The 26,521-nt window shown below is 73.2% G+C and carries 22 protein-coding genes; 11 read left to right on the forward strand and 11 right to left on the reverse strand.

Going from position 1 to position 26,521, the window contains the following annotated elements:
- Positions 1 to 220: 220 nt before the first annotated feature.
- Both ACGF0J_RS31910 and ACGF0J_RS31915 read right to left on the reverse strand, forming a co-directional pair.
- Positions 221 to 751, reverse strand: coding sequence for a YbhB/YbcL family Raf kinase inhibitor-like protein (locus ACGF0J_RS31910; RefSeq protein ID WP_393151819.1), 531 nt, complete (start codon positions 749 to 751; stop codon positions 221 to 223).
- A gap of 71 nt (positions 752 to 822) precedes the next feature.
- Positions 823 to 2,031 (reverse strand): ROK family protein, encoded by a 1,209-nt coding sequence (locus tag ACGF0J_RS31915; protein ID WP_393151821.1) that lies wholly within the window; start codon positions 2,029 to 2,031, stop codon positions 823 to 825.
- 131 nt (positions 2,032 to 2,162) lie between these two features.
- On the opposite strand from ACGF0J_RS31915, the gene ACGF0J_RS31920 reads away from it, so the two are divergent.
- From ACGF0J_RS31920 to ACGF0J_RS31940, 5 genes are read left to right on the forward strand one after another with little or no spacing between them, the layout of a single operon-like run.
- Positions 2,163 to 3,224, forward strand: a complete 1,062-nt coding sequence (locus ACGF0J_RS31920; protein ID WP_393151823.1) for a substrate-binding domain-containing protein — start codon at positions 2,163 to 2,165, stop codon at positions 3,222 to 3,224.
- Between the two features lie 53 nt (positions 3,225 to 3,277).
- The gene (locus ACGF0J_RS31925; protein WP_393151825.1) at positions 3,278 to 4,252 is read left to right on the forward strand and encodes an ABC transporter permease; all 975 of its coding nucleotides are present in this window, start codon (positions 3,278 to 3,280) and stop codon (positions 4,250 to 4,252) included.
- Positions 4,249 to 5,010 (forward strand): ATP-binding cassette domain-containing protein, encoded by a 762-nt coding sequence (locus tag ACGF0J_RS31930; RefSeq protein ID WP_393151827.1) that lies wholly within the window; start codon positions 4,249 to 4,251, stop codon positions 5,008 to 5,010. Before ACGF0J_RS31925 ends, ACGF0J_RS31930 begins: the two co-directional genes overlap by 4 nt.
- A 36-nt stretch (positions 5,011 to 5,046) precedes the next feature.
- Positions 5,047 to 5,928: a sugar phosphate isomerase/epimerase family protein gene (locus ACGF0J_RS31935; protein ID WP_393151829.1), complete on the forward strand. Its 882-nt coding sequence runs from the start codon at positions 5,047 to 5,049 to the stop codon at positions 5,926 to 5,928.
- Positions 5,925 to 6,590 carry a nucleoside/nucleotide kinase family protein gene (locus ACGF0J_RS31940; RefSeq protein WP_393151831.1) on the forward strand — a complete coding sequence of 222 codons (666 nt, stop codon included), beginning with the start codon at positions 5,925 to 5,927 and terminating at the stop codon, positions 6,588 to 6,590. The genes ACGF0J_RS31935 and ACGF0J_RS31940 overlap by 4 nt, the downstream gene beginning before the upstream one ends.
- 2 nt (positions 6,591 to 6,592) lie before the next feature.
- Here ACGF0J_RS31940 and ACGF0J_RS31945 read toward each other — a convergent pair whose 3' ends face one another.
- The gene (locus ACGF0J_RS31945) at positions 6,593 to 8,590 is read right to left on the reverse strand and encodes a HelD family protein (RefSeq protein ID WP_393151833.1); all 1,998 of its coding nucleotides are present in this window, start codon (positions 8,588 to 8,590) and stop codon (positions 6,593 to 6,595) included.
- A 111-nt stretch (positions 8,591 to 8,701) separates the two neighbouring features.
- Between ACGF0J_RS31945 and ACGF0J_RS31950 the strand changes: the two genes are divergently transcribed.
- The gene (locus tag ACGF0J_RS31950; protein WP_393151835.1) at positions 8,702 to 9,037 is read left to right on the forward strand and encodes a hypothetical protein; all 336 of its coding nucleotides are present in this window, start codon (positions 8,702 to 8,704) and stop codon (positions 9,035 to 9,037) included.
- Between the two features lie 259 nt (positions 9,038 to 9,296).
- Here ACGF0J_RS31950 and ACGF0J_RS31955 read toward each other — a convergent pair whose 3' ends face one another.
- The 5 genes from ACGF0J_RS31955 to ACGF0J_RS31975 all read right to left on the reverse strand — a co-directional run bounded on the left by ACGF0J_RS31955 (position 9,297) and on the right by ACGF0J_RS31975 (position 16,029).
- A complete protein-coding gene (locus ACGF0J_RS31955) occupies positions 9,297 to 10,943 on the reverse strand; it encodes a DNA repair helicase XPB (RefSeq protein WP_393151837.1) in 1,647 nt (548 codons plus the stop codon).
- Between the two features lie 79 nt (positions 10,944 to 11,022).
- Positions 11,023 to 11,406, reverse strand: a complete 384-nt coding sequence (locus ACGF0J_RS31960; RefSeq protein ID WP_393151839.1) for a hypothetical protein — start codon at positions 11,404 to 11,406, stop codon at positions 11,023 to 11,025.
- 47 nt (positions 11,407 to 11,453) lie between these two features.
- On the reverse strand, positions 11,454 to 12,932 hold the full coding sequence (locus tag ACGF0J_RS31965; protein ID WP_393151841.1) for an AMP-binding protein: 1,479 nt from the start codon (positions 12,930 to 12,932) through the stop codon (positions 11,454 to 11,456).
- A 31-nt stretch (positions 12,933 to 12,963) separates the two neighbouring features.
- Positions 12,964 to 15,294 carry a helicase-associated domain-containing protein gene (locus ACGF0J_RS31970; RefSeq protein ID WP_393151843.1) on the reverse strand — a complete coding sequence of 777 codons (2,331 nt, stop codon included), beginning with the start codon at positions 15,292 to 15,294 and terminating at the stop codon, positions 12,964 to 12,966.
- 75 nt (positions 15,295 to 15,369) lie between these two features.
- Entirely contained in the window at positions 15,370 to 16,029 is a 660-nt protein-coding gene (locus ACGF0J_RS31975) for a TetR/AcrR family transcriptional regulator (RefSeq protein ID WP_393151845.1), read from the reverse strand.
- An 84-nt stretch (positions 16,030 to 16,113) separates the two neighbouring features.
- Between ACGF0J_RS31975 and ACGF0J_RS31980 the strand changes: the two genes are divergently transcribed.
- Positions 16,114 to 16,746 (forward strand): HAD family hydrolase, encoded by a 633-nt coding sequence (locus tag ACGF0J_RS31980; RefSeq protein WP_393151847.1) that lies wholly within the window; start codon positions 16,114 to 16,116, stop codon positions 16,744 to 16,746.
- Between the two features lie 95 nt (positions 16,747 to 16,841).
- Positions 16,842 to 17,237, forward strand: coding sequence for a cold-shock protein (locus tag ACGF0J_RS31985; protein WP_393151849.1), 396 nt, complete (start codon positions 16,842 to 16,844; stop codon positions 17,235 to 17,237).
- Positions 17,238 to 17,267: 30 nt separating this feature from the next.
- Here ACGF0J_RS31985 and ACGF0J_RS31990 read toward each other — a convergent pair whose 3' ends face one another.
- Positions 17,268 to 18,818, reverse strand: a complete 1,551-nt coding sequence (locus tag ACGF0J_RS31990; protein WP_393151851.1) for an MFS transporter — start codon at positions 18,816 to 18,818, stop codon at positions 17,268 to 17,270.
- A 226-nt stretch (positions 18,819 to 19,044) separates the two neighbouring features.
- Between ACGF0J_RS31990 and ACGF0J_RS31995 the strand changes: the two genes are divergently transcribed.
- Together ACGF0J_RS31995 and ACGF0J_RS32000 are read left to right on the forward strand one after the other, a co-directional pair.
- Positions 19,045 to 19,845 carry a DUF3027 domain-containing protein gene (locus ACGF0J_RS31995; RefSeq protein ID WP_393151853.1) on the forward strand — a complete coding sequence of 267 codons (801 nt, stop codon included), beginning with the start codon at positions 19,045 to 19,047 and terminating at the stop codon, positions 19,843 to 19,845.
- 79 nt (positions 19,846 to 19,924) lie between these two features.
- Positions 19,925 to 22,957 carry a sacsin N-terminal ATP-binding-like domain-containing protein gene (locus ACGF0J_RS32000; protein ID WP_393151855.1) on the forward strand — a complete coding sequence of 1,011 codons (3,033 nt, stop codon included), beginning with the start codon at positions 19,925 to 19,927 and terminating at the stop codon, positions 22,955 to 22,957.
- A 126-nt stretch (positions 22,958 to 23,083) separates the two neighbouring features.
- Here ACGF0J_RS32000 and ACGF0J_RS32005 read toward each other — a convergent pair whose 3' ends face one another.
- Both ACGF0J_RS32005 and ACGF0J_RS32010 read right to left on the reverse strand, forming a co-directional pair.
- Positions 23,084 to 24,595, reverse strand: a complete 1,512-nt coding sequence (locus tag ACGF0J_RS32005) for an alpha/beta fold hydrolase (protein ID WP_393151857.1) — start codon at positions 24,593 to 24,595, stop codon at positions 23,084 to 23,086.
- 92 nt (positions 24,596 to 24,687) lie between these two features.
- Entirely contained in the window at positions 24,688 to 24,921 is a 234-nt protein-coding gene (locus ACGF0J_RS32010; protein WP_393151859.1) for a DUF2530 domain-containing protein, read from the reverse strand.
- A gap of 83 nt (positions 24,922 to 25,004) precedes the next feature.
- Here ACGF0J_RS32010 and ACGF0J_RS32015 point away from each other — a divergent pair, with 83 nt between their 5' ends.
- A complete protein-coding gene (locus tag ACGF0J_RS32015) occupies positions 25,005 to 26,456 on the forward strand; it encodes an NCS2 family permease (RefSeq protein ID WP_393151861.1) in 1,452 nt (483 codons plus the stop codon).
- Positions 26,457 to 26,521: the final 65 nt, after the last annotated feature.

The following is a 26,521-nucleotide window of genomic DNA, read 5'->3' on the forward strand; positions in this document are numbered from 1 at the left end:
GCCTTCCAGGCACCCAGCAGCACCCCGATCGGGCGATCCGGCACCAGCCGGGTCGCCCGATTTCCTTGTGCCTTCCCCGAGATGCCGCCGCGGGTGGAGTACTTGCTGACTCCGCTCGGCACGCCCGCCTGCGGCCCCTCGCCCCCTGCGCTCCTCGCCCGCCTGCGCTCCTGGCGGGCCCGGGCGGGGGGAGGGGCCGGAGCGGGCCTCCTGGTGGCGGTCAGACGCCGAAGTGCGGGGTGAGGTGGCCCCGGGCCAGGGTGTTGGCGGTGATGTTGAAGCCGACCACCGCCGGGCTCGCGTCGGAGTCGACGCCCAGCTTGTCGACGCTCAGGGCGTGCACCGTGAACACGTAGCGGTGCGCGTCGCCGGGCGGGGGAGCGGCGCCGCCGTAGGCCTTGACGCCGTAGTCGTTGCGGGCGTGCGTCGCACCCTCCGGCAGCCCCTTGAACTCCGGCGCGGTGCCGGCGCCCGTGGGCAGCTCGGTGACCGAGGCCGGGATGTCGAACAGCACCCAGTGCCAGAATCCGCTGCCCGTGGGCGCGTCGGGGTCGAAGCAGGTGACGGCGTAGCCGCGGGTGCCCTCCGGGGCGCCGGACCAGCGCAGGGCGGGCGAGAGGTTCTGGCCGGTCATGCCCCAGTCGTTGAAGACGTGCAGGTCTCCGAGCCTGTCCCCGTCCATGACGTCGCCGCTCTCGACGGAGAGGGCGGGGACCGGCGGCAGGTGTTCGTGCGGAAGCGGTGCGGGCACGACGTCCTCCTTCGTTGGCGGCCTTGCGTGGTCTTCTCCGCCATCCTAGAAGCGCCTCCGCCGGCCGGTGGCTAGGCCGTGGCGCGGTCGACGAGTTCCTGGACCCGGGCGGGCGAGTAGATGTCGTCCACCAGGAGCTGGGCGAGGCCGAGGACGCCCGCGTGCGGGTCGAGGTCGCTGCGCACGATCTGGAGGTTGCGGGTGGCCAGGGGCAGGGAGCGCCGGTAGACGATCTCGCGGATGCCGGCGAAGAGCTGTTCGTCGGTGTGGGCGAGCTGGCCGCAGATCGCGATGACGCGCGGGTTGAACAGGTTGACCGTGTCGGCGAGGGCGCCGCCGAGGATGCGGGCGGCGCGCCGGGCGAGCCGGACGCCGGCGGGGTCGCCGGCGCGGATGAGGCGGACGGCGTCGTCGACGGTGGTGACGTCGCGTCCTTCGGCCCGCAGGTCGCGCACCAGGGCCCAGCCGCCCGCGTAGGCCTCGACGCAGCCGGAGTTGCCGCACCGGCAGAGCGGCGGCTCGGCCACGCCGTCTACGGTGACCTGGGTGTGGCCGACGTCGCCGGCCGCGCCGTCGGCGCCCCGGTGCACCTGGCCGCCGGCGATCAGGCCGGTGCCCACCCCGGTGCCGATCTTGACCATGAGCAGGTGGGGCACGTCCGGGTGGCGCAGGCGCTGCTCGCCGTACGCCATGGCGTTGACGTCCTTGTCGACCAGCACCGGGCAGTCGTACTGGGCGCTGAACCAGCCGGGGATGTCGAAGCGGTCCCAGCCGGTCATGATCGGCGGGCTGACCACCCGGCCCGTCGCGAAGTCGACCGGGCCGGGGACGTCGAGGCCGACCCCGAGGACCCGGCCGGGGGCGTTGCCGGAGTCGTGCAGGATCTCCGCGAACAGCTTCTCGACGATGGTGAGGATCGTCTCCGGACCCGTGGTGACGTCGGCCCTGACCTCCCGCTCGATCCGCACCCTGCCGCCCAGGTCGCACAGCGCGGCGCGCAGGGCGGTGGCGCCGATGTCGGCGACGAGCAGGACCCCGCGGTCGCGGTTGACGACGAACTGGCCGGCGGGGCGGCCCCGCGTGCGGGCCTCCTCCGGGCCGGGGACGAGCAGCCCCGCGGCCAGGAGCCCGTCGAGCCGCTGGTTGACCGTGGTCCGCGACAGGCCGGTGCGGCGGGCCACATCGGCCTTGGTCAGGCCGTCGGCGACCGCGCGGAACAGGCCGAGGATCTCACCGCTGCTCACTCCCATCCGCGGCGTGACCGGGGTCATGGTGCTCATACGACCACTGTAGCTATGTCGCTTGGTATGCGTAAGTCAAGGATGTTTCGACGTAATAAGTCGAAAGAAGGGTTGTCAGGCGCTAGAAGACGGGTTTACGGTTCGGACATCTACGCCGAAAGGGGCATCCGATGTACGCCAACGCCAGAGGCCGTCGCGCAGCGGCATTCGGAGCGGTCGCAGCGGCCGGCGCGCTCGTCCTGGGCGCGTGCGGTGCCGGCGAGCCCGCGGGCTCGGCCACCGGCACGACCGTGCGGCAGGCCGCCGCCGCCCAGCCCAAGATAGCCGCGGTGATCAAGGGCCTGGACAACCCGTTCTTCCAGACGATGAAGCAGGGCATCGACGAGCAGGCGAAGACCTCCGGCGCGACCGTCACGGTCCAGGCCGCGAACGCGATCACCGACACCACCGGTCAGGCCGACAAGCTGAACGGCCTCGCCGGCCAGGACTTCTCCTGCTACGTGGTCAATCCGATCTCCGGCACCAACCTCGTCCAGGGGCTCGCCCGGCTCTCGGCGATGAACAAGACCATCGTCAACATCGACAGCCCGGTCGACCCGCAGGCGGCCAGGAGCGCCAACGTGAAGCTGGCCACCTACATCGGCACCGACAACACCGAGGCCGGCAAGATGGCCGGGCAGCGGATGGTCGAGCTGGTGCCGGAGGGCGGCAAGGTCGCGGCCATCGGCGGCATCGCCGGCGACGTCACCAGCGGCGCCCGCGTGGAGGGCTTCGGGCAGGGCATCGGCGGCTCCAAGCTCACCCTGGCGCAGACCGTCGCCGCCAACTGGGAGCGCCAGACCGCGCTCACGGCCGCGACGGACGTGATGCGGGCGAACCCCGACCTGAAAGGCTTCTTCGTCGCCAACGACGACATGGGGCTCGGCGTGGCCCGCGCCATCGCCAACGCCGGTCAGACCGGCAAGGTGAAGGTCATCAGCGTCGACGGCATCAAGGACGCCCTGGAGGCGGTCAAGGCCGGCACGCTCGACGGCACCGTCGCCCAGTACCCCTACGCCATCGGCCTGATGGGCGTCGAGGCGTGCCAGGCGGCGGCGAGCGGCAAGACGTTGCCCGCCAACGTCGAGGCCCCGGTCGAGCTGGTCACCAAGGACAACGCCGAGCAGGCCCTCGCGGCCACGCCCAAGCCGTTCCAGGCGTACGACGACCCGTTCAAGTCCCTCATCCAGTAGCGGCGAGCGCGTCCGGCGGGCCATCGGCGCCCGGCAGGACGAGGAGTGACACCATGGCAAACACCACGCTCACGGCCGGCGAGGGGCCGGCCTGGCCCGCCCGGCTGAAGGACGCCGGCTTCTGGGCGGAATGGGCGGCCCTGGTCGGCCTGATCGTGCTGGTGATCGTCTTCCAGGCGTTGAACCCCACGTTCCTCAGCATGGGCAACATCGCCTCGATGCTCGTCGCCGCGGCGATCCTCATCATCCTGGCGGTGGGGCAGACGTTCGTGATCGCCACCGCCGGCATCGACCTGTCGATCGCCTCGGTGATGACGCTCGGCGCGGTCGTGTTCGGCCAGGCGTACGCGGCCGGGCTGAGCCTGGCGCCGGCCTGCCTGCTGGCGCTGGCCGCCTCGGCCGCCGCCGGCGCCGTCAACGGGCTGGTCGTCGCCTGGGGGAGGATCGCCGACTTCATCGTGACCCTCGGCATGCTGTCCGCCGCCTCGGGCCTCGCCCTGATCCTGGCCGACGGCAAACCGGTGACGATCATCGACCCGGCCCTGCTGAGCCTGTCCACGGGCGGCATCGGCATCTTCGGCTGGTCGTTCGTCATCGCGGTGGCGGTGGCCGCGGTGGCGCACGTCGTGCTGTTCCACACCCGTTTCGGCACCCACACGCTGGCCACCGGCGGCGCCCCGGAGTCGGCCACGGCGATGGGCATCAGCACCAGGCGCATCAAGGTCGCCGTCTACCTGATCAGCGGCGCGCTCGCCGGGCTCGGCGCGATCCTGCTGGTCGCCCGGATCGGCGCGGCCGAGCCCGCCGCCAACACCTCGTTCCTGCTCAACTCGGTGGCCGCGGTCGTGCTCGGCGGCGTCAGCCTCTTCGGCGGGCGGGGCACCATCGTCGGACCGTTCATCGGCGCGCTCCTGCTGGTCGCGCTGGTCAACGGGCTCACCCTGCTCGGCGTCTCGCAGTTCTACCAGCCCCTGGCCGTCGGCATCGTCGTGGTGCTGGCCGCCCTCCTGATGAGGTTCCAGAAATGACCAGTCAGCAGCAGGCCGGCGTGCTGCTCGAATGCCGGGACGTGTCCCTGGCCTTCGGCAGCGTCCAGGCCCTCATCGACGTGTCGATCACGCTGCGCCCCGGCGAGATCACCGCGCTCGTCGGCGACAACGGGGCGGGCAAGTCCACCCTCGTGCGCTGCGTCTCCGGCATCCACCGGCCCGACCGGGGGCAGATCTTCTTCGACGGCGCCGAGCGGGCGTTCCACTCGCCCGAGGACGCCCGCGAGGCCGGAATCGAGACCGTCCACCAGAACCTCGCGCTCGTCGAGGACCTCACCGTGTGGCAGAACCTCTTCCTCAACCGCGAGCTCGTCCGCAGGCTCGGCCCCGTCGCCCTCCTCGACCGGCGCGCCATGCGGGCCCGCGCCCGCGAGATGGTCTCCACGCTCGCCGTCAACGTGCCCGCCGTGGGCTCGCGCGTCCGGCGGCTGTCCGGCGGCCAGCGCCAGGCGGTCGCCATCTGCCGGGCCGCCGGCTTTAGCTCCAAGCTCGTCATCATGGACGAGCCCACCGCCGCGCTCGGCGTGCAGGAGACCGCCCGCGTCGAGGAGCTCATCTTCAGACTGCGCGACGAGGGACACGCCGTGCTGCTCATCAGCCACAACTTCGCGCAGGTCATGCGGCTCAGCCACCAGGTGTGGGTGATGCGCGCCGGTCGCTGCGTGGGCGGGCGCCGCACCGCCGAGACCTCCGGCGAGGAGATCGTCGGACTCGTCACCGGCGCGCTCGCCGCCTGACACACCCGTACGGACACGAAAGAAGGCACCTCACCGATGGCCACCGACACTCCGGCCAACCCCATCGGCGTCCACGCCCTGGTGTGGGTCGGCGACACAAGCCCCGACTCGATGGCGCTGGCCGTCGAGAAGACGAAGGCGGCGGGCTTCGACCTGCTGGAGATCTCCCTGCACGACTCGGGGAACCTCGACGTGGCCGCCGCCCGCGACGCCCTCCGGTCGGCCGGCCTCGGCGTGGCCTGCTCGCGCGGGCTGGCGTTCGACGCCGACGTCTCCAGCGACGACCTCGCCGTGGTCGAACGCGGCGAGAAGCTGCTGCACGACTCGCTGGCCGTCACCCGCGCGCTCGGCGGCACCCACTTCACCGGCGCGCTCTACAGCGCTCTCGGCAAGTACGACCGGCCGCTCACCGAGGCCGGGCGGCGCAACGTCGTGACGGTGCTGCGCCGGCTGGCCCAGGAGGCCGGCGGCCAGGGCATGACGCTCGGTCTGGAGATCTGCAACCGCTACGAGACCAACGTCATCAACACCGCGCGCGACGCCCTCCGCCTCGCCGACGACATCGGCGAGGACAACGTGCTCATCCACCTCGACACGTACCACATGAACATCGAGGAGGACGATCTCGTCCGGCCGGTGCACGAGGTCGGCGACCGGCTAGGGTACGTCCATGTCGGCGAGAACCACCGCGGCTACCTGGGATCGGGTCACCTCGACTTCACCGCGTTCTTCCACGCCCTGGGCGACGTCGGCTACCGGGGGCCGATCACGTTCGAGTCGTTCTCCTCGGCGGTCGTGATGCGCGGTCTGTCCAACGATCTGGCCATCTGGCGCAACCTGTGGTCCGACGGGGAGGACCTGGCCCGCCACGCCCGCGCCTTCATCGACGGCCACCTGCGGGCGGGTCGCGCCCGATGACCCTGGACGACCTGGCGGCCCGTGCCCGCGACCTGGTCACCGGCCGCGAGCGGGCGCTGCTCGGCATCACCGGCGGCCCGGGCGCCGGCAAGTCGACGCTGGCCGAGCACCTGGTAGCGGCGCTGCGGCAGGCGCCGCCGCCCGGCCACGCGGCCGACTGGGTGGCGTACGTGCCGATGGACGGTTTCCACCTCGCCGACGTCGAGCTCGACCGGCTCGGCCGGCGGGGCAGCAAGGGGGCGCCCGACACGTTCGACGCGGCGGGGTACGCGGCCCTGCTGCGCCGGCTGCGCGACGACGAGGACGAGGTGGTCTACGCGCCCGCGTTCGAGCGGGACCTGGAGCAGCCGATCGCGGGCAGCATCCCGGTGTTCCGGGCCGCCCGGCTCGTCGTCACCGAGGGCAACTACCTGCTGCTGGACGACGGCGACTGGAAGCGGGTGCGCGACTGCCTGGACGAGGTCTGGTACTGCGCCCTCGACGCGGGCGAGCGGCTGCGCCGGCTCATCACCCGGCACGAGAGGTTCGGCAAGGACCACGACGCGGCCGTGGCCTGGGTGATGGGGACCGACCAGCGCAACGCCGATCTGGTCGCCACCACCCGGGACCGGGCGGACCTCGTGGTGCCCGACGAGGTCCTCCGCTCGATCGGCGGCCCCTGAGGTCAGGAAGCGAGCTGGGGCGGCAGGGGCTTGGCGTGCAGCACCGTGAGGGTGCTGACGGCCCGGGTCAGCACCACGTAGAGGCGGGCCGGCCCGCGCGGCTCGGCCTCGACGATGTCGGCCGGCTCCACCACGATGACGTGGTCGTACTCCAGGCCCTTGACCAGGGTCGCGGGGACGACGAGCAGCCGGTGGTCCTCGGTCGAGTCGGGGCCGAGGACGGCGTGGGCGATGCCGTCGAGCGAGCGTGACACCTCGGCGACCATGGCGTCCGGCACGATCAGGCCGATCGACCCCTCGCGGGCCAGCGCCTCGCGCACGGCCGCGGTCACCTCGCCGCCCGGCCGTACGGACAGGGAGCCGGCGCCGGGACGCAGCGAGCGGGGCGCGGCCAGGTCGGGGGCGATCGACGGCAACAGCCGGGCGGCGTAGTCGAGCACCTCGCGCGGCACCCGGAAGCCCAGCGTCAGCTCGGTGACCTCGCCGTCCTGGCCCAGGTGCGTCAGCACGGCCCGCCACGAGCGGGCCGACCAGGGCGTGGTGCCCTGGGCGAGGTCGCCGAGGACGGTGGCCGAGCCGTTGCGGCAGCGCCGGCCGAGCGCGCGGAGCTGCATCTCCGACAGGTCCTGCGCCTCGTCCACGACGAGGTGGCCGAGCGACGGCGTGCGCTCGATGAGGTCGGCCAGCTCGTCGAGGAGCGCCGCGTCGGCCGCCGACCACTTCGCCGACTTCCACCCCCGGTACGGTTTGGGCCACAGCAGGAGCCGCTGCTCGTCGGGCGTCAGGTCGGTGCGGGCCGCGCGGGCGAGGAAGCCGGCGTCGGACAGCAGCCGGAAGAGCACCTGCTCGGGCACGAGTTTCGGCCAGACCGCGTCGACGAGCTGCTTGACCGGCTTGGACCGGGCCACGGCGTCCTGCACCCGGTCGTCGGGCGAGTCGCCGCGCTGCTCCATCCGGACCAGGACCTGGTGCGCCAGCCGCTGCGCCAGGGCCGCCCGGCCGGGGCCGTAGCGGGTGGTGCCGCGCAGGGAGGCGACGATCTCGCGCACCTCGTGGTCGGCGACCCGGAAGCGGTGGGCGCCCTTGGAGTAGACCAGTCCCTCCTCGGGCTTGACGATGTGCAGCCACAGCGCCCGCTCCAGGACCTTGGCCATCCGGGCGTCGCCCTTGACCGCCGACACCGCCAGGTCCTCGGGCGCGGCGTGCTCGCCGAGCAGGCCGGCGACCGTGGTCTGGTCGACCTTCACCTCGCCGAGCGCGGGGAGCACGGAGGAGATGTACGACAGGAACGCCCGGTTGGGGCCGACGATCATCACGCCGGAGCGGGCCAGCCGCTCGCGGTGCGTGAACAGCAGGTAGGCGGCCCGGTGCAGGCCGACGGCGGTCTTGCCGGTGCCGGGCGCCCCCTGGACGCAGACGGTCTGGCCGAGCGCCGAGCGGACGATCTCGTCCTGGTCGGGCTGGATCGTGGCCACGATGTCGCGCATCGGGCCGGTGCGGGGGCGTTCGATCTCCTCGGTGAGGATGCGGGACGGCCCCAGCTCACCGCCCTCGGCGAGCGGCTCGTCCTCGAACGCGGTCAGCGCGCCGCCGTGGTAGCCGAAGCGGCGCCGCCGTACGACGCCCATCGGCTCGGCCGGGCTGGCCTGGTAGAACGCCCGCGAGACGGGGGCCCGCCAGTCGACGACGAGCGGGCGGCTGTTGCCGTCGTGCACGTGGCGGCGGCCGACGTGGATGACGGCGGGCAGGTCGTCGCCGGCCTCGCGGTCGAGGCGGCCGAAGAACAGCGGCGTGTCGGGGTGGTCGGCGAGCGCGGCCACCCGCTGGTCGAGCAGTGACTGGAGGATCTGCTGCGAGACCCAGTCGCCGGCGGCGTCGGCGGACAGCGACTGGGCGTGGGCGCGCATGGCCGTGAGCGCGGCGCGCGCCTCGGCCAGGTGGGCCTGTTCGGCGGCGAGGACGTCGGTGGGTATGTCGGGTGCCAACTGGTGTGCGGGCATGCGAAAGCGCCTCCCTGGGGAGTGAACGACGTGGTAACCGGTAGCGAACCGGTCAGTTTAGTGCGGCCGGCCGGAGGCTTCCACCGGATTTACCCGGGGTAGGTGAAGGCCGTGGGACGTGTCCGCCTGGGCTTCTCGCCGATCATCCCGACGGTCGCCGGCTTCCTGCTGGCCGCGCTGTGGGGGCTGTCGGTGTTCGCCGGGTGGGGGTTGGAGGCGTTCTGCGCGGGTGGGGAGTCGCCGGCCGGCTGCTCGCGGCGGCTCGGCACGGTCTCGGCCGTCTCGGGGCTGTTCGCGGTGCTGGCGGCCTGCTGCACGGCCGCCGCGTGGCTCGTGCCGCGGTCGCGGCGGGATCCGGCGGTGTTCGCCAAGGTCATGGGGGCGGCCGTGGTCGTCTGGGTGGTGGCCGTGGCGGTGCTGTTCGTCGGCGGCCTGCTCGCAAAATGACCAACCTTGGAGATCCCTGGCAAATACCCGAAATTTGGGCATAGCAGGTGGGAATGCCGGATCATGGGGGTATGTCGCTGGCGGTTCGGTCGCGGCGGCGGAATCACTGATGTGAGGGGGGTGGTTCGATTGTCGACGGCCCGCGGAGTCTCCTGGACGTGACAGACGTCATGGCCCGGCCGCTCGGAGCGCGGCCGGGCCCGGAGACGGGACACACCCGGGGACGCACCCCGGGACGCACCCCGGGACGCACCTCGCCTCACACCCCGTCGAGCACGTCGTCCGCGTCGATGATCTGGTAGGCGTACCCCTGCTCGGCGAGGAACCGCTGCCGGTGCGCCGCGAACTCCTGGTCCACCGTGTCACGGCTGACGACCGTGTAGAAACGCGCGCCCCCGCCGCCCGACTTCGGGCGCAGCACCCGGCCCAGCCGCTGCGCCTCCTCCTGGCGCGAGCCGAACGTGCCCGACACCTGGATGGCCACCGACGCCTCCGGCAGGTCGATGGAGAAGTTGGCCACCTTGGACACCACCAGCACCTGGATCTCCTTGTCACGGAAGGCCTGGTAGAGCCGTTCGCGCTCCTTGATCCGCGTCTCGCCCTTGATGACCGGCGCGTTGAGGTGCTCGCCCAGCTCGTCGAGCTGGTCGATGTACTGGCCGATGACCAGCACCTGCTCACCCAGATGGCGACGGACCAGCGCCTCGGTGACGCGCGTCTTGGACGGCGTGGTCGAACAGAACCGGTAGCGCTCCTCCGACTCCGCCATCGCGTACGCGAGCCGCTCCTCGTCGGTGAGCGTCACCCGCACCTCGACGCAGTCGGCCGGCGCGATCCAGCCCTGGTGCTCCATCTCCTTCCACGGCGCGTCGTAGCGCTTGGGACCGATCAGCGAGAACACGTCGCCCTCGCGGCCGTCCTCACGCACCAGCGTCGCCGTCAGCCCGACGCGCCTGCGCGCCTGCAGGTCGGCCGTCATCCGGAAGATCGGCGCGGGCAGCAGGTGCACCTCGTCGTAGACGACGAGCCCCCAGTCGCGCGCGTCGAACAGCTCCAGATGGCTGTATACGCCCTTCCGCCTGGTCGTCATCACCTGGTAGGTGGCGATGGTGACGGGCCGGATCTCCTTCCTGGCGCCGGAGTACTCGCCGATCTCGTCCTCGGTCAGCGACGTCCGCCTGATCAGCTCCTGCTTCCACTGGTGGGCGCTGACCGTGTTGGTCACCAGGATCAGCGTGGTCGCCTGGGCGTGGGCCATCGCCGCCGCCCCGACGATCGTCTTGCCGGCGCCGCAGGGCAGCACGACCACGCCGGAGCCGCCGTGCCAGAACGCGTCGGCCGCCGCCTGCTGGTAGGGCCGCAGCGACCAGCCCTCCTGCGCCAGCTTGATCGGGTGGTGCTCGCCGTCCACGTAGCCGGCCAGGTCCTCGGCCGGCCAGCCCAGCTTGAGCAGCGCCTGCTTGACGTTGCCCCGGTCGCTCGGGTGCACGATCACCGAGTCGGCGCCCAGCCGCTCGCCCAGCATCGGCTGGATCTTCTTGGAGCGCAGCACCTCCTCCAGCACGGCCCGGTCGGTGGAGGTCAGGACCAGACCGCTGACCGGATGCTTCTCCAGCCTGAGCCGCCCGTACCGGGCCATGGTCTCGGCGATGTCGACGAGCAGCGCGTGCGGCACCGGGTAGCGGCTGAAGCCGATCAGCGCGTCCACGACCTGCTCGGCGTCGTGGCCCGCCGCGCGGGCGTTCCACAGCGCGAGCGGCGTGACCCGGTAGGTGTGCACGTGCTCGGGGGCACGTTCGAGCTCCGCGAACGGCGCGATCGCCTTACGGCACTCGTCGGCCTTGGCATGGTCGACTTCGAGAAGCAGGGTCTTGTCCGACTGGACGATGAGCGGGCCGTCGTTCACGGACTTTCCTTCCTACGGCTGACCCCTATCCAACACATCCGGCGCCAGGAACAGTCCCCGAACAGGCAATCAGCTCACGTCAATCGTCGAAGGCGCCGATCAGGCCCAGGAAGACGAACAGCCCGATCGTCAGCACGAACCCCGCCCCGAACAGCACCCAGCTCCACACCAGCAGCCCACGGGCCTTGTCAGGCTCGGTGCCCGACCGGCCCATCGCCAGCCCGGCCAGGATGGAGCCGGGAATGGCCAGCAGATTGCAGCACGAGACGACCGCGAGCAGGTTGAGCACCAGGGCGATGATGGCCGAGGCCTGCGGGCCCTGCCCGGACGGGCGAGGCGGAGGCCCGTAACCCTGCCCGTGCCCCTGCCCGTAACCCTGCCCGTAGTGCGGGGGCGGCTGATCCCCGTAGGGCGCGCCGTAGGGCTGGTAGGGGTAGCCGCCGGGCGGGTCCTCGTGGCTCATGGTCCCCACATCTATCACGAATCGCCCACGGCACTCACCCGACCGAGTCAGCCGAGCATCGCCCGCAGCGCCTTGCGGTCGAGCTTGAGCACACTGGTCACCGGGATCGCGTCGACGACCGTCACCTCGCGCGGATAGCGCACCCGCCCGAGCCGCTCGCGCGCCCAGCCGACCAGCGCGTCGGCCGTCACCGTCGCCCCCGGCCGGAGCTGGACGAACGCCACGACCTCCTCGCCCACCCGCGGGTCCGGACGGCCCACGACGCCCGACATCACGACGTCGGGATGCCGGTCGAGCGCGTCCTCGACGTCCCGCGGGAACACGTTGAACCCGCCCCGGATGATCAGGTCCTTCTTGCGGTCCACCACGTAGAGGTAGCCGTCGTCGTCCACGCACCCGATGTCACCCGTGCGCAGCTCGCCGCCGGCCAGCGTGGTGCCCTCCGGGTCGGGCTCCTGCTCGCCCCAGTAGCCGAGCATCAACGCCTCGCCCCGCACACAGATCTCGCCCACGTCGCCGCACTCCACCTCCTCGCCGGAGGAGTCGCGGATCGTGATCTCGTAGCCGGGCAGCGGCAGCCCGACGCTGCCCACCCGGCGCCGGCCCGGCGGGTTGAACGAGGTGACCGCGCTCGTCTCGGTCAGGCCGTAACCCTCCAGGATCCGCGTGCCGGGCACCCGCCGCTCGAACTCCTCCAGCGTGTCCCGCCCGAGCGGCGCCGCCCCGCACGTCAGGAACGCCAGGTCCGGCAGCGGATGCTCCTCCAGCGGCTCGGCCAGCAGTATCCGCAGCATGGCGGGCACCACCGTGCCGTAGCCCACCCGCAGCCCCGCTGCCAGGGACAGGAACGCCTTCGGGTCGAACCAGCGCATCAGCACCGCCTGCTGCGGCTCCGTGGCGTGCATCCCGGCCACCGACACGATCAGCCCGTACGCGTGCGACAGCGGCACCGGCACGATGGCCCGGTTGAGCCCCTCCTGGTGGGACATCGCGAAGGACGCCCGGGCCACCTGCCAGAGCCCGCCATGGCTGAGCATGACGCCCTTGGCCCGGCCCGTGGTGCCGCCCGTGTACATGAGCGCCGCCAGGTCGGTGGGGTCGCGCGGCACCGGGCCGTGCTCGTCCGCCCGCTCCAGCTCGCCGGTGTCCACGAACGTGCGCACGTCCAGGCCGGCCGCCTCGACGGTGGGCAGCAACTCCGGCGAGGTCACGATCGCCACGGCGCCGCTGTCGGTCACGATGTGCCGCAGCTCCTCGGCCCCCACCAGGAACACCACGGGCGTCACCACGGCGCCGGCCGCCCAGAGCGCCTGGTAGACCATCGGCACCTCAGGAGAGGTGGCCATCATCACGACGACCCGGTCGCCGGGCCGGACGCCCGCCTCGACGAACCCGCCGCAGGCCCGCCGGGCCCGCTCGGCGAGCGCGTGGCTGCGGTGCCAGACCCCGTCGTAGAACATCGCGTCGTAGTCGCCGAACCTGTCCCACGACTCCTCGGCCAGCCGGCCCAGCGTCAGCTCGCTCACGGTCCCAACGTCGCGCGATCTTGACCGCGCGTCAAGACAGCCCGGCCACTCCCGTGATGCGGTGCAGGGCGAAGCGGTGCACGGCCGCCCGCGTCTCGTCGTAGGCGGTCAGGTAGCCGCCCTCCATCCGAGCCGGCTCCAGGATGCGCGAGGTGGCGTTGCCCTGGGAGTCGAGGTAGCCGATCCACACCCGCACCCCCTGCCGGATCGCGTCCTGCAGGGCGGAGATCGTCGCCGTGGCCGGGCCGCGCGGGACCGTGCCCGCCGGCGCCGCGACGGGTTCGCGCCGGGCGAGGTGTGCCGCGTCGCCGGCCCGCAGCGCCCGGACGGCCGCCGCGGCCACCTCGGAGTCGGGGCCGTTGACCGGCGGGACCGGGCGGGACGAGGGACCGCCCTCGGCGCGCCGGCCGTCGAGCTGCGAGATGATCACATCGCCGTCCAGCGACTCGGCCACCGGCGCGTACCCCATCGCCCGCAGCGAGTCGACCAGCGCCGCGCGTGACGTGCGCGAGGCGATCACCGTCGGGGCGAGTCTGCGCAGCCGCAGCGCCGCCGAACGGCGGTCGGCGGTGATCTGGTCGAGCAGGGCCGGGTCGTCGCAGCGGACGTAGGCGCTCGCCGTGCCCACCCGGATCCGCCCGTGCCGCCTGGCCACGTCGGCGACCAGGTAGGACAGCGCCTGCGGCACCGGCGTGGCCGAGTGGCGCGCGAGGGCGGCCAGCAGCTCCTCGGCTCCCTGCCCGGCGTCCAGCGCCCGCCGGACCGAGTCGTCGCTGAACCGGTAGACGGTCGCCCCGCCCTTCGACTCCACGTCGGCGGCCAGCGTCATCCACCGGTTGAGCTCGCTGGTCAGCGGCCCCGGCGCGACGGCGGTCAGATCGGCCTGGAGCAGCACGTGGTCGACCGGCTCGGGCAGCAGCGGCGCGAGGATCGCGGCCGCGTCGCCGGCCGGCAGCGCGCGCCCGTGCCCGGACAGCGCCCCGAGCCCCGTCACGCCGACCTGCTCCGCCTCCCGCAGCGCGAACTCGGTGAGCTGCTCGCGCAGCGGCCCGCGCCGCCGCGGCTGCTCCCAGGCCAGCCGGTCGAGCACCGAACCGAGGGCGGGCGCCATGCCGGGCGCGGCGGCGAGCACGCCGAGCGCGGCCGAGCGCACCGGCGCCGCCGACGACCTGCGCAGGTCGGGGTGGAGCGCGTTGAGCGGCCTGTCGCGGTCGTCGCGCTCGCCGACCAGGCCCGGCACCCGGTCCATGTGCAGCCAGCACTGCGCCAGCGTCACCCACCGGTCAGCCGTCGAGCGGACCCGCCACAGGTCGTAGCCGCTCGTCGGCAGCCACTCGCCGTCGACGCTGCCGCCCGCCGCGACCAGCCCCGCCGCGTGCGCCACCTCCACGACCAGCGCCGCGGCCCACTCGGGCAGGTCCAGCTCGGCCGCGGTGCGCTTCATGTCACGCACGCCGAGCCCGCCGGTGCGCAGCACCCCCGGCGGGTCGATGCTCCACCGCTCGCACAGCTCCTCGACCGACCTGACGAACGTGAACGCCTGCCCGGCCGCCGTCCGGTCGACCTGCTCACGGTCGCGCGGCGTGCCCTCCAGGGCGGGCGGCGCGGCCGGCAGGTCGCGGTGCACCCGGCCGCCGCGCAGGTGCAGCCCCACCTCGCGGGGCAGCGTCACGCTCTCCTCGCCCGTCGCCGCCAGCAGCCCGCGCGCCAGGAGCTGCTCGATGGGGGAACGGGCGGAGCCGATCCGCACCTCGCGCCGCGCGTTGGGCACCCGGCCCGTCGGCGGGCCCCAGGCGAGCTGGTCGAGCGCCGCCCTGGCCTCGTCGGAGACCTGGCCGACGAGGTCAGCCGGGTCGGCGAGCGCGGCCGCCAGGCGCTCCCTGCCGGTGCCCGTCGTGCCGGGGGCGACGTCCTCGGCCAGCTCGTCGAGCTGCTCGGGCGGGTGGTGGCGGAACGCGTCCACGGCGGCCGGCCCCAGCCCCGCCGGGTCGTCGAGCACCTTGCGCACGCCCGGGGCCAGGTCGAGCCCGTCGTCGGGGCCGTACACGAGGGCCAGGTCGCGCAGCCGGTCGAGGGCGGCCGACAGCGCCGGCTCCGGTTCGCCGGCCGCGAGCGCGCGGCCCACGACCTCGCGCAGCTCCTTCGCCGGCACCGGGCCGCCGAGCACCGCCAGCGTCTCGACGACCGCGAGGGTGAACCGGTCGAGCCGGTCGAGTGCCCGGCCGATCGCCGACGGGCTGCCCGCCCGGGAGGCGAGGCCCTCCAGATGGGCGGGCACCGGGGTGATCAGCTCGGGGCGCGCGGTGACGAGCGCCCGCAACTGGTCGTCGCTGCGCCCCCTGATCCACTCCGTGAACTCCATCGATGACATGGTATGTCCCGCCTGATCGGGGCAGCGGAGGCCGCGCGGGAACGCACGGCCCCGCCGGGCGGCCGGTCAGCTCACCGGCGCGGGGCTGGGCAGCAGGCCGGCGGCCAGGCGCACCCACGCGTCGACGAACCGGTCCTTGTCCACGTGCGCCGGGCACTCGCCCACGGTCTCCTGGAACAGCCGGTAGTGCACCACCGCCCCGGCGAGCACCGCCGCGACGCCGTGCCAGTCGACGTCGGCGTCGGCGTACTCGGGCTGCGTGCCGAACCACGTCGTCATGGCGTCGTACATGGGCTGCAGCAACCCCTCGCGCACCACCGCCACCAGCTCGGGGAACTGGCTGAGGTCGCGGAAGAACACCCGGGTGAGCTGCGACTCCTCGCGCAGCTTGGCCAGGCCGGCCCGGCACAGGCGCGACAGGCGTGCCTCCAGGCCGACGGAGTCCTCCATGTCGCCCAGCACGGCCAGGCTCTCGGCCACCTGCGTGCGGGTCCGGGCGGCGTGCTCGTTGATCGCCGCGGCCAGCAGCTCGTACTTCGACCGGAAGTGCCGGTAGAGCCCGCCCGCGCCGGGCGACAGGCCCGAGGCGGCCTCGATCTCGGCCACCGACGTGGCCGCGTAGCCCCGCTCGGCGAACAGCCGCAGCGCCTCGTAGATGATCCGCTCGCGGGTGCTCGCGGGCGCGCGCGTGGCCGACGGGCCGCGGGCCTCTGGCGATCTGCTCATGTCCTGATGACACCTCCCCGAGGAGCGTAGTCGTCGGGGCGCGGCGCTCCGAGGGCCGTTGGGCGGGCCCGGCACGCGTTTGGCATGCTGCATCCTGTGGGGATATCGGTGGGTTTCGATCTGGACTTGACGTTGGCCGACACGCGGACGGGCATCGCGGCCGTGTACGACGAGGTGTCGGGGCGTCTCGGCGTGCCGATCGACAGCGCCGTGGTCATCACCCGGCTCGGACCGCCGCTGGAGCAGGAGCTGGCCCACTGGCTGCCGCCGGAGGAGGTGCCGGCCGCCGCGGAGCTGTTCCGTGAGCTGTACCCGCGGCTGGCCTTACCGGCGACGACCGCGATGGCCGGGGCGGCGGAGGCCGTGCGGGCCGTGCGCGCCGCGGGCGGCCGGGTCATCGTCGTGACGGGCAAGAACGTCCGCGACGCGACCAGCACCGTCGAACTGCTCGGGTTCGAGGTGGACGAGGTGGTCGGCTCGCTCTTCGGGGCGGCCAAGGGATCGGCCCTCGCGCGCTTCGGCGCCTCGGCCTATGTTGGTGACCATGTCGCCGACATCGAGGCGGCACGGGCGGGCGGCGCCGTCAGCGTGACGGTCGCGACCGGCCCCTACACGGTGGAGGAGCTGCGTGATCACGGAGCCGATGTGGCGCTGGGCGATCTGACCGAGTTCGCCGCCTGGTATTCGGGCTGGCGGCTCCCCGAGGACCACGGGTGACCACGGGGTGTTTACCCGGTCGCCCCCGAGCGCTCGGGGGCATAACCTTACATCGCATTCATTCCCTGACGACTGTCCCGAACGAGGTCCCTCCTGTGCCGACTGGCAAGGTCAAGTGGTACGACGCCGACAAGGGTTTCGGCTTCCTCACCCGCGACGACGGCGGTGAGGTGTTCGTGCATTCCTCCGCGCTGCCCGCCGGCGCCGGGCCACTCAAGCCCGGCCTGAAGGTGGAGTTCGGCGTGGCGGAGGGGCGGCGCGGCCAGCAGGCCCTTTCCGTCCGCATCCTGGAGCAGCCCCCGACCCTGGCCAAGACCAAGCCCAAGGGCAAGCGGAAGAAGCCCGACGAGATGGTCGTCATCGTCGAGGACCTGATCAAGCTCCTCGACGGGGTGTCCACCTCCTACCAGCGGGGCAAGCACCCCGACGCGGCCCACGCCAAGAAGATCGCCCAGGTGCTGCGAGCCGTCGCCGACGACCTCGACGCCTGACGCCCCCACCCCCCGACGTCCGGCCCGCCGCTAGGCGTTCGGGTTGGTGAGGGGCTTGGTGGAGTCGAGGGTGTCGCGGGGTTCGGGGCGTTCCTCGGAGCGCGCCTGCCGTACGGTCGCGTCCAGCCGCTCGTCGACGGCCCGCAGGCGGGCGCGCCGGCGGATCACCAGCCAGCCCAGGGCGGCCGTCAGCGCCACGGCGAGCGTGACCAGCCCGGCGAGGCTGCTCTCGGTCAGCGACAGCACGAGCCCGACCAGCCCGCCGAACACCCACGCGAGCTGCAGCAGCGCCTCGACCACGCCGAACGTGGACGAGCGCACCTCCTCGCCGATCTCGCGCTGGACGATCGCGTCGAGCGCGAGCTTGCCGAGCTCCTGCGCGAACGCCGTGACGACGGAGATCGCGAAGGCCGTCCACAGCCCGAAGAAGACCGCGGTCACGATCGTCGTCACGCTGGTGACGGCCAGCGTGAGCAGCACGATCACCTGCGGCGAGTGGTTGCGCGCCCAGTTGGCGACGGCCGCGCCGGCCAGGCCGCCCAGCCCGGCGGCGGCGGCGAGCAGCGCGATCGTCCTGGGCACGTCGAACAGCGGGGCGGGCCCGGCCAGCCACGGCACCTGGCCGTCCTGCACCAGGAAGAGCAGGAAGAACAGCAGGAATCCGGAGAACAGGCGGATCGCCACGTTGGCCCACACCGCCTCGGCCACCGCCGGGCCGACCTGCAGCAGGGTCCGCCACCGGGACGCGCGCCCCTCCTCGCCGTCCTCCTCCAGGTCGGGCGCGTCGACATGCCGGGGCAGCCGTACCGCGAACACCCCGACGAGCAGGAACACCACCATCGCGATGCGCAGCACCGGGGCGCTGCCGAGCCAGGCCGCCAGGCCCGCGCCCACCGGCACCACGACGCCCGCCGACACCAGCGAGAACAGCGCGACGCGGGCGTTGGCCGACACCAGCGTGATGTCGGCGGGCAGCACACTCGGCATGATCGCCGCGCGCGACACGTTGTACGCCTTCGACAGCACCAGCACGCCCAGCGCCCCGCCGAACAGCGTCACCAGGTCGCCCGGCCCCACGGCGGCCGCCATCGCGAAGCACAGCAGCCCGCGGCCGAACAGCGTGCCCGCCATCACGTAGCGGCGGCCCGACCTGAACCGGTCGAGGATCGGCCCGACGAACGGCGCCAGCAGCGCGAACGGCAGCATGGTGATGACCAGGTAGAGCGCCACCGGCCCGCGCGCCTCGCCGACGGGCACCCCGAAGAACACCGTGCTGGCGAGCGCCACCGTGACCAGCGTGTCGCCCACGCTGTGCCCGGCGGTCAGCTCGATCAGGCGGCCCAGCCCGGTGCGGCCGGCCCCGCCCGCGTGGGTGAGGCGACGGGTGGCCCGGCCCACGGAGCGGGCGCCCCTGGCCGTCGCCGCCCCGGCCCGCCGGGCGCCCCGCGCCGTGGCCAGGCCGGCGCGCCTGCCGCCGACGGCGGTGGCCCGGCCGGCCCGCGCGGTGGCGCGGGAGGCGTCGGCGACGCCTCGTCCGACCCGCCGCGAGACCTCGCGCGCCCTGTCCCAGCCACCGTCCACGCCTACCAGTCTTACCCGATCTCTCCTCGCGGATGGCGCGACCCCGGCGCCGCCGTGTCGGCGGGGGCCCGGGCCGGAGGGCCTTCACCCGGGGGCCGGCTCATGATCGTGTCGGGGTTCCATCCGATTTCAGATGGGGTGGATCCGCCGCTGTCGGCACCTTCGGGTCCGGTCATGGGTGAGAATGAAGTGTGAGCGAACAGCACCTTTCGCCGGAGGCGGGCCGATGAGCCGGACCAGGACCCGCGTCTCCGCCCCCGACCAGGCCTGTGTCGCCGCGGTCGATCTGGCGCGCGCCGCCGCAGAGGAGCTGGCCCGGCCCGGCGAGCCCGGCGAGCACCTCGGCCACGAGTCCGAGGGCGACCGGATCGTCACCCACTTCTTCGCCTGCCTCGACCGCGCCTATCGCGGCTGGCGGTGGGCGATCACCGTGACCCGCGCCTCCCGCGCGAAGAAGGTCACGGTCAGCGAGGCGGTCCTGCTGCCCGGCCCCGGGGCGCTGCTGGCGCCCGAGTGGCTGCCGTGGAGCGAGCGGCTGCGTCCGGGCGACCTCGGCGTCGGCGACCTGCTGCCGACCCCCGAGGACGACGACCGGCTCGTGCCCGGGTTCACCGACACCGGCGACGACGCGGACCACCAGATGGTTTTCGAGTACGGCCTGGGCCGGGCACGTGTGCTCTCGGCCATCGGCAGGGACCGAGCTGCCAGGCGCTGGCACTCGGGCGAGCACGGGCCGCACACTCCGATCGCACACGCCGCTCCCGCGCAGTGCTCCACCTGCGGCTTCTACTGGCCGCTGTCGGGTGAGCTGAAGCTGACCTTCGGGGTCTGCGCCAACGAGTACGCGCCCGACGACGGCAAGGTGGTCGCCGCCGACCACGGCTGCGGCGCGCACTCCGAGGCCGCGGTCATGCCGCCCCCGGTCGAGCAGGCCACGCCGATCCTCGACGACCTGGGGTTCGACCTGATGGAGGAGGAGGCGGGCTCGGTGGACGAGCGGGCCAGCGAGGAGCTCGGCCACTCCTGATCCGCCGACGGGTCGGGGAGTGTCGGCGCGGGCCGCTAACCTACGGTGGCCCCCCTACCCTCAACCAGGATCGTGATCGATGACCGACACCTTTGGCACCGACCGGATGCGGGCCGCCGTGCTCGCCGCATGGACGGCCTCGCCCGCCCGCTTCCGCGAGGACGCCAACGCCGAGGAGGACTTCGCCCTCGGCGGCTACCGCGACCGGCTGATCGTCGAGCTCGCCCAGAACGCCGCCGACGCGGCCCTGCGCGCCGGCGTCCCCGGAGTGCTGCGGCTGACGCTCCGCGGCGACGTCCTGACGGCCGCCAACACGGGCGCGCCGCTCGACGCCACCGGCGTGGAGAGCCTGGCGACGCTCCGCGTCTCCGGCAAACGCGGCGAGGCCGGCGCGGCCGGCCGGTTCGGGGTCGGCTTCGCCGCGGTCGTGTCGGTCTGCGACGCGCCGTCGATCGGCTCGCGCGGCGCGCCCGCGGTGCGCTGGTCGCGCGAGGAGACGGCCGCGGCGGTGGCCGGGGTCGCGGAGCTGGCCGGCGAGCTGGCCTCCCGGTCCGGTCACGTGCCGCTGCTGCGCCTGCCGTTCGCGGCCGAGCCGATGGACGTGCCCGACGGGTTCGACACGCTGGTGCGGCTCCCGCTGCGCGACGAGGCCGCGGTCGCGGCCGTGCGCGGGATGCTGGCGGAGACCGGTCCGGCGCTGCCGCTCGGCCTGCCCGCGCTGACGGCCATCGAGATCGACCTCGACGGCGAGGTCCGCACGGTGCTCGCCGACGGCTGGCACGTGGTGTCGGAGTCGGGCGAGTTCACGCCCGAGGAGGTGGCGGAGCTCTTCGCCGACCGGCCGACGGAGGAGCGCACCCGGCCCTACTGGTCGGTCCGCTGGGCCGTCCCGCACACCGGCACGGGCGAGCCGGGGCCGCTGCCCGCGACCGTGCCGCCGGTGGTGCACGCGCCCACGCCCAGCGACGAGCCGCTCGACCTGCCCGCCCTGCTCATCGCCTCCTTCCCGATGGCCACCGACCGCCGGCACGTGGCCAAGGGCCCGCTGACCGACTTCCTCGTCGACAAGGTCGCCGACGCCTACGTCAGGCTGCTGCGCGAGCTGCCGCGCACGCCCAGGCTGCTCGACCTGGTGCCCGCGCTCATGGGGAAGGGCGAGCTCGACGCGCGCATCCGCCGCGCCGTCCTGCTGCGGCTGCCCGACACGCCGCTGCTGCCCGCGCTGTCGGCGCCCGCGCCCGCCGTGCAGACGCCGTCGTTCGCCGACGCCGAGGTCTACGAGCCGGACGCCGAGTGGCGCGTCGAGCACCCGGCCAGGGAGCCGCAGGGCGACGGCTGGGTGGTCGCGGGCCGCGAGGCGGCCGTGGTCGCCGGGTCCGCCGACCTGCTGGCCGCCGTCGCCCATTTCGTGCCCGGCCTGCTGCCCGCCGGCTGGCCCGCCCGGCACCCGGCGATGGTCTCGCTGGGCGTGCGCCGGGTGGAGCTGGCCGAGGTGGTCGACCTGCTGTCGGGGGAGGCGGTCGAGGGCCGCGAGCCGTCGTGGTGGCGTTCGCTGTACGAGGTGCTGCCCGCCGACGACCCCGAGTCGCTCGGCGCGCTCCCGGTGCCGCTGGCCGACGGCCGGCTGGTCCGCGGCCCGCGCGGCACCCTCATCCTGCGGCTCGACGGTCACGGCGGGCTCGACCTCACCCCGCTCGGGCTGCGCATCGTGCACCCCGACGCCGCCCACCCGGCCCTGCTGCGGCTGGGCGCGGCCGAGGCGACCCCGCGCACCGTCCTCGACGACCCGCTCACCAGGGAGGCGGTCGCCCAGTCGCTCGACAGCCCCGACCCGGAGCCCGTCGCGCGGGCGGTGCTGTCGCTGGTCGAAGCCGCCGGCCTGGCCCCCGGCGAGGCGCCCGGGCTGGCGGCGCTGGCGCTGCGCGGCGCCGACGGCGAGCTCTACCCGGCGGGCGAGCTCATGCTGGCCGAGGGCGCGCTGGCCAGGCTGGTCGGGCCCGACAGCCACCTCGGCGTGGTGGCGGCCGACCTGGTGGAGACCTACGGCTCGCGGGTGCTGGCCGCGGCGGGCGTGCTCGACGGGTTCGCCGTGGCGCACGACTCCGACGTGCTGCTCGACCACGACGACTGCGACCACGACCTCGACGGCGAGGACGAGTGGCTCGACCACGTCGTCGACCTGCTGCCCGACCTCGACGTGCCGCCCGTCGCTGCCGACTTCGCGGCCGTGCGCGACCTGGAGCTGGTCGCCGACTGGCCGGCCGCGCTGGAGCTGCTGACCAGGCCGCCGTTGCGGGCGGCGCTGCATCCGCTGCGCGTCGGCGGCGTCGAGGTGCCGTCCTACACCGCGTGGTGGCTGGGCGAGCACCCCGTGCTGGACGGCCGCCGGCCGCGCGAGCTGCGGCTGCCCGGCGCCGACCCGCTGCTGCAGGGCCTCTACGCCGACGCGCCCGCCGGGCTCGACGAGGGCGCGCTGGCCACGCTCGGCGTCCGCACGACGCTGGCCGAGCTGCTGGCCTCGCACGGCGGTCCGGAGGAGCTGCTCGACCTGATGGCCGACGAGTCGGTCGAGGTCGACCGGGCGCAGCTCCGGGCCCTGTGGATGGCGCTGGCGGGCGTGGAGCCCGAGCGGGTGGCGCCGCCCTCCCGGGTGCGCGCGGTGCTGCACGGCGACATCGTGGTGGCCGCGGCCGACGACGCCGTGGTGGTGGAGGCGCCCGACCTGCTGCAGCTCGTCGCCGACCGGCCGCTGGTGCTCGCCCCCTACGACCTGGCCGAGGCGCTGTCGGAGCTGCTCGACCTGCCGCTCGCCGGCGAGCTGGCCAGCGGCGAGGTCACGTCCGAGGGCGTCGTCCGGCCGGTGCCGCCCGAGGTGCGCTCCCTGCTCCCGATGGCCCCCGAGACCTACGTCGAGCACGAGAAGCTGCTGGTGGACGGGGTGGCCTGCGCGTGGCGGTTCTTCGAGGGCGCCGTGCACTGCACCGGGGTGGAGGGGCTGGCGCGCGGGCTGGCCTGGGCGACCGGCCAGTGGAACGACCGGTTGGCCGTGGCGGCCCTGCTGCGCGACCCGGCCGCGGTCCCCCTCCTGCTCGCCGAGGCCGACCTGTCCTGACCGGCCGTGCGGTCCGCCGGTTCCGCGCTGCCCGACCGGCACCGCCGGGGCGGCGGCCGGACGGGTGAGCGCGCGGGCCCGGGTGGGGCGCGGCGGGGCGGGGCCCAATGCGGCGAGGCGGTGGGGTCAGGCGGCGGGGCAGGAGGTGTTCGCCGCCGGGACCTTGCCGCTCAGCACGTACGTGTCGACCAGGCGCATGACGCACGAGCTGCCGCTGAGGTAGGCGCCGTGGCCCTCACCCTCGTAGGTGACCAGGACACCGGTCTTGAGCTGCTTGTTCAGGCTGACGGCCCACTGGTACGGCGTGGCGGGGTCGCCCTTGCCGCCGATGACGACGATCGGGGCCGAGCCGGTGGCGTCGATCTTGCTGGCCGCGTCGTCGCCTCGCGCCGGCCAGTGGGAGCAGGTGATGACCGGGCTGTCGGTGGCCAGGATGGGGAACGCCTTCTCGACCTTGTCGTTGATCGCGGCGGCCTCGGCGCGGCTGGGACGCTCGGCGCTGTCCACGCAGGTGATCGCCTGCAGGCTGGTCATCATGGTGGAGTACGTGCCGTCGGGCTTGCGGCCGGTGTAGGAGTCGGCCAGCATCAGCAGCGTGGAGCCGTCGCCCTTGATCGCCGATGCGGCGGCCTGCTCCAGCGCCGGCCAGGAGGCCTTGGCGTACAGCGGGGTGATGACGGCGAGCTGGCCGAGGCCGTGGGTGAGGGTGCGGGAGCCCACCTTGAGCGGCTTGGTCTTCAGCCCCTCCACCAGCTCCTCGACGTTCTCCTTCACCTCGGCGGGGGTCTTGCCGAGGTCGCAGCCCTGCTTCACGCAGTCCGCGGCGAACGCCTCGAAGGACGTGGCGAACCCGGTCGCCTGGGTGACGGCCCGCTCCTCGAACGTCACGGTCGGGTCGTAGGCGCTGTCGAGGACGAACCTGCCGACGTTCGTCGGGAAGTGGGTGGCGTAGACGGCGCCGAGGTGCGTGCCGTACGAGAGGCCGAAGTAGTTGAGCTTGTCGTCGCCGAGCGCGACGCGCAGCCGTTCGAGGTCCTTGGCGGCGTTGACGGTGCCGACGTGCGGCAGGACCTTGCCGGAGTCCTTCGCGCAGGCGGCGGTGAACTGCTTGGTCAGCTTCTCGCCGTCGGCGGTGGAGGTGGCGTTGAGCAGCCGTTCGACCTGGCCGCCGCACTTGACGCCGGCGCTGCGGTCGACGCCGCGCGGGTCGAAGCTGACGAGGTCGTAGCGGGTGCCGAGGCCGGCGAACGCCTTGGCGGCGATGACGAGGGTGTCGACCCCGGAGCCGCCCGGGCCGCCGAAGTTGAACACGAGGGAGCCGAGCCTGTCGTCGGTGGTGGCCTTGATGCGGATCAGCGCCAGGTCGATCTGGTCGCCGTCGGGTTTGGCGTAGTCGAGCGGGACCTTGATCGTGCCGCACTGGACGGACGGGTCGGGGGCGGCGGGTTTGCCGTCGGGGCCGGTCAGGCCCTCGCAGGTGCTCCAGGCGACCGTGCCCGCGTCCTTGGCGGGCCGGTCGGCCGGCCGGTCGGCGCCTTTCGCCGAAGGCTCGGCGGCGGGCTTGGCGGGGTCTTCCGCGCTGCCGCATCCGGCGAGGGCGGTCGCGCACAGGACGAAGGTGAGCAGGGTCTTCTTCATGCCCACCAGCATGCCGGGACCGGATTTGTGCAGGTAGTGGCGTGTAACAGCTCTTGTCGCTGACTTCCGGGATGAGGAGGTGATGACGAATGTCACCTGTCGCCGGAAAGCTTCTGCTGGGACTCGCGCCTGCGCACGTACGCCAGGCCCATCAGGCCGAGGACCACGCCGGCGACGCACGTCCAGGTCCACCACGAGTGCTCCGGCGCGGGACGGACGACGAGGAGGACGACCAGCGCGACCGCCCACAGGCCGGTGCCCACGGCGACGGTGAGCGTGTCGTTGGTCTCGATCGGCTCCGGGTCGGGGTGCCACTCCTGCTTCACGGGTCCACCCTAGCTTCCAATCGGGTCTCGATACGGTCACCAGCACTTTTGGCGTACAGTGAGGTCCCGTCTACGCTTCGCGCGTGAGTGACTTGAAGAGCAGACTCGATCATTTCTTCGGCATCAGCGCACGTGAGTCCACGTTCTCCCGTGAGATCCGGGGCGGGCTGGCCACCTTCTTCACGATGGCCTACATCGTGGTGCTGAATCCGATCATCATCGCCACGGCCCAGGACGTTCAGAAGCAGTACATCGGTGACGGCACGGCGGCGCCGAACGTGGCGCTCGTGGCGGCGGGCACGGCGTTCGTGGCCGGCGTCATGACCATCCTCATGGGCACGATCGCCCGGGTGCCCTTCGCGATGGCGGCCGGGCTCGGCATCAACGCGTTCGTGGCCTTCAGCATCGCCCCGGTGATGACCTGGGAGGCCGCCATGGGGCTGGTGTTCCTCGAAGGCGTCATCATCGGCGTCCTGGTGCTGACCGGCTTCCGGGTGGCGGTCTTCCACGCGATCCCCACGGAGTTGAAGACCGCGATCAGCGTCGGCATCGGCCTGTTCATCGCGCTGATCGGCTTCGTCGACGCGGGTTTCGTCCGCCGTTCGGCCGGCGGCCCGGCCCTGGAGATGGGGATCGGCGGCAGCCTCACCTCCTGGCCGATCTTCGTTTTCCTGGTGGGCCTGCTCCTCACGGCCGGGCTGGTCGCGCGCCGGGTCAAGGGCGCCATCCTCATCGGCATCGTGAGCACGACCGTGCTGGCGGTGATCGTCGAACTCTTCGCGCGGGCCGGCACGTTCTCTCCCGACAACCCCGGCGGCTGGCAGCTCAACCAGCCCACCGTGCCCGCGCCCAACGAGATCATCGGCTTCCACAACCCCCTGACGCTGTTCCGGGAGTTCGACCCGTTCGGCGCGTTCAGCCAGGTGTCGGTGCTGCTCGCCGTGCTCTTCGTGTTCACTCTGCTGATCACCGACTTCTTCGACACCATGGGCACCATGGTCGGCGTCGGACGCCAGGCCGGACTGGTCCGGGAGGACGGGACGCTGCCGCGCACCAAGGAGATCCTGCTCGTCGACTCGCTCGGCGCGGCCGTCGGCGGCGCGGGCTCGGTGTCGTCCAACACCACCTACATCGAGTCGGCGGCCGGCGTCGGGGAGGGCGCGCGCACCGGCCTGGCCAGCGTGGTGACCGGCCTGCTGTTCCTGGTCGCCATCTTCTTCGCGCCGCTGGTCGTGATCGTGCCGCACGAGGCCGCGGCTCCGGCTCTGGTCGTGGTGGGCTTCCTCATGATGACCTCGGTTCGCGAGATCGACTTCACCGACTACGAGATCGCCATCCCGGCGTTCCTCACCATCGTGGTCATGCCGTTCACGTACTCGATCTCGAACGGCGTCGGCGCGGGCTTCATCAGTTACGTCTTCATCAAGCTCGTGCGGGGCAAGGCCCGGGAGATCCACCCCCTGCTGTGGGTGGTCACGCTGCTCTTCGTGCTCTACTTCGCGCTGGGCCCGATCAAGGCGCTGCTCGGGTTCTGACGCTGGTCGAGGCCGCCCTCTCGCGCGGGGGGCGGCCTCGGTGTATCACAAGGTGAGACGACGAG

The sequence above is a fragment of the Nonomuraea sp. NPDC047897 genome (genome assembly GCF_043204415.1).
Classification (GTDB): domain Bacteria; phylum Actinomycetota; class Actinomycetes; order Streptosporangiales; family Streptosporangiaceae; genus Nonomuraea.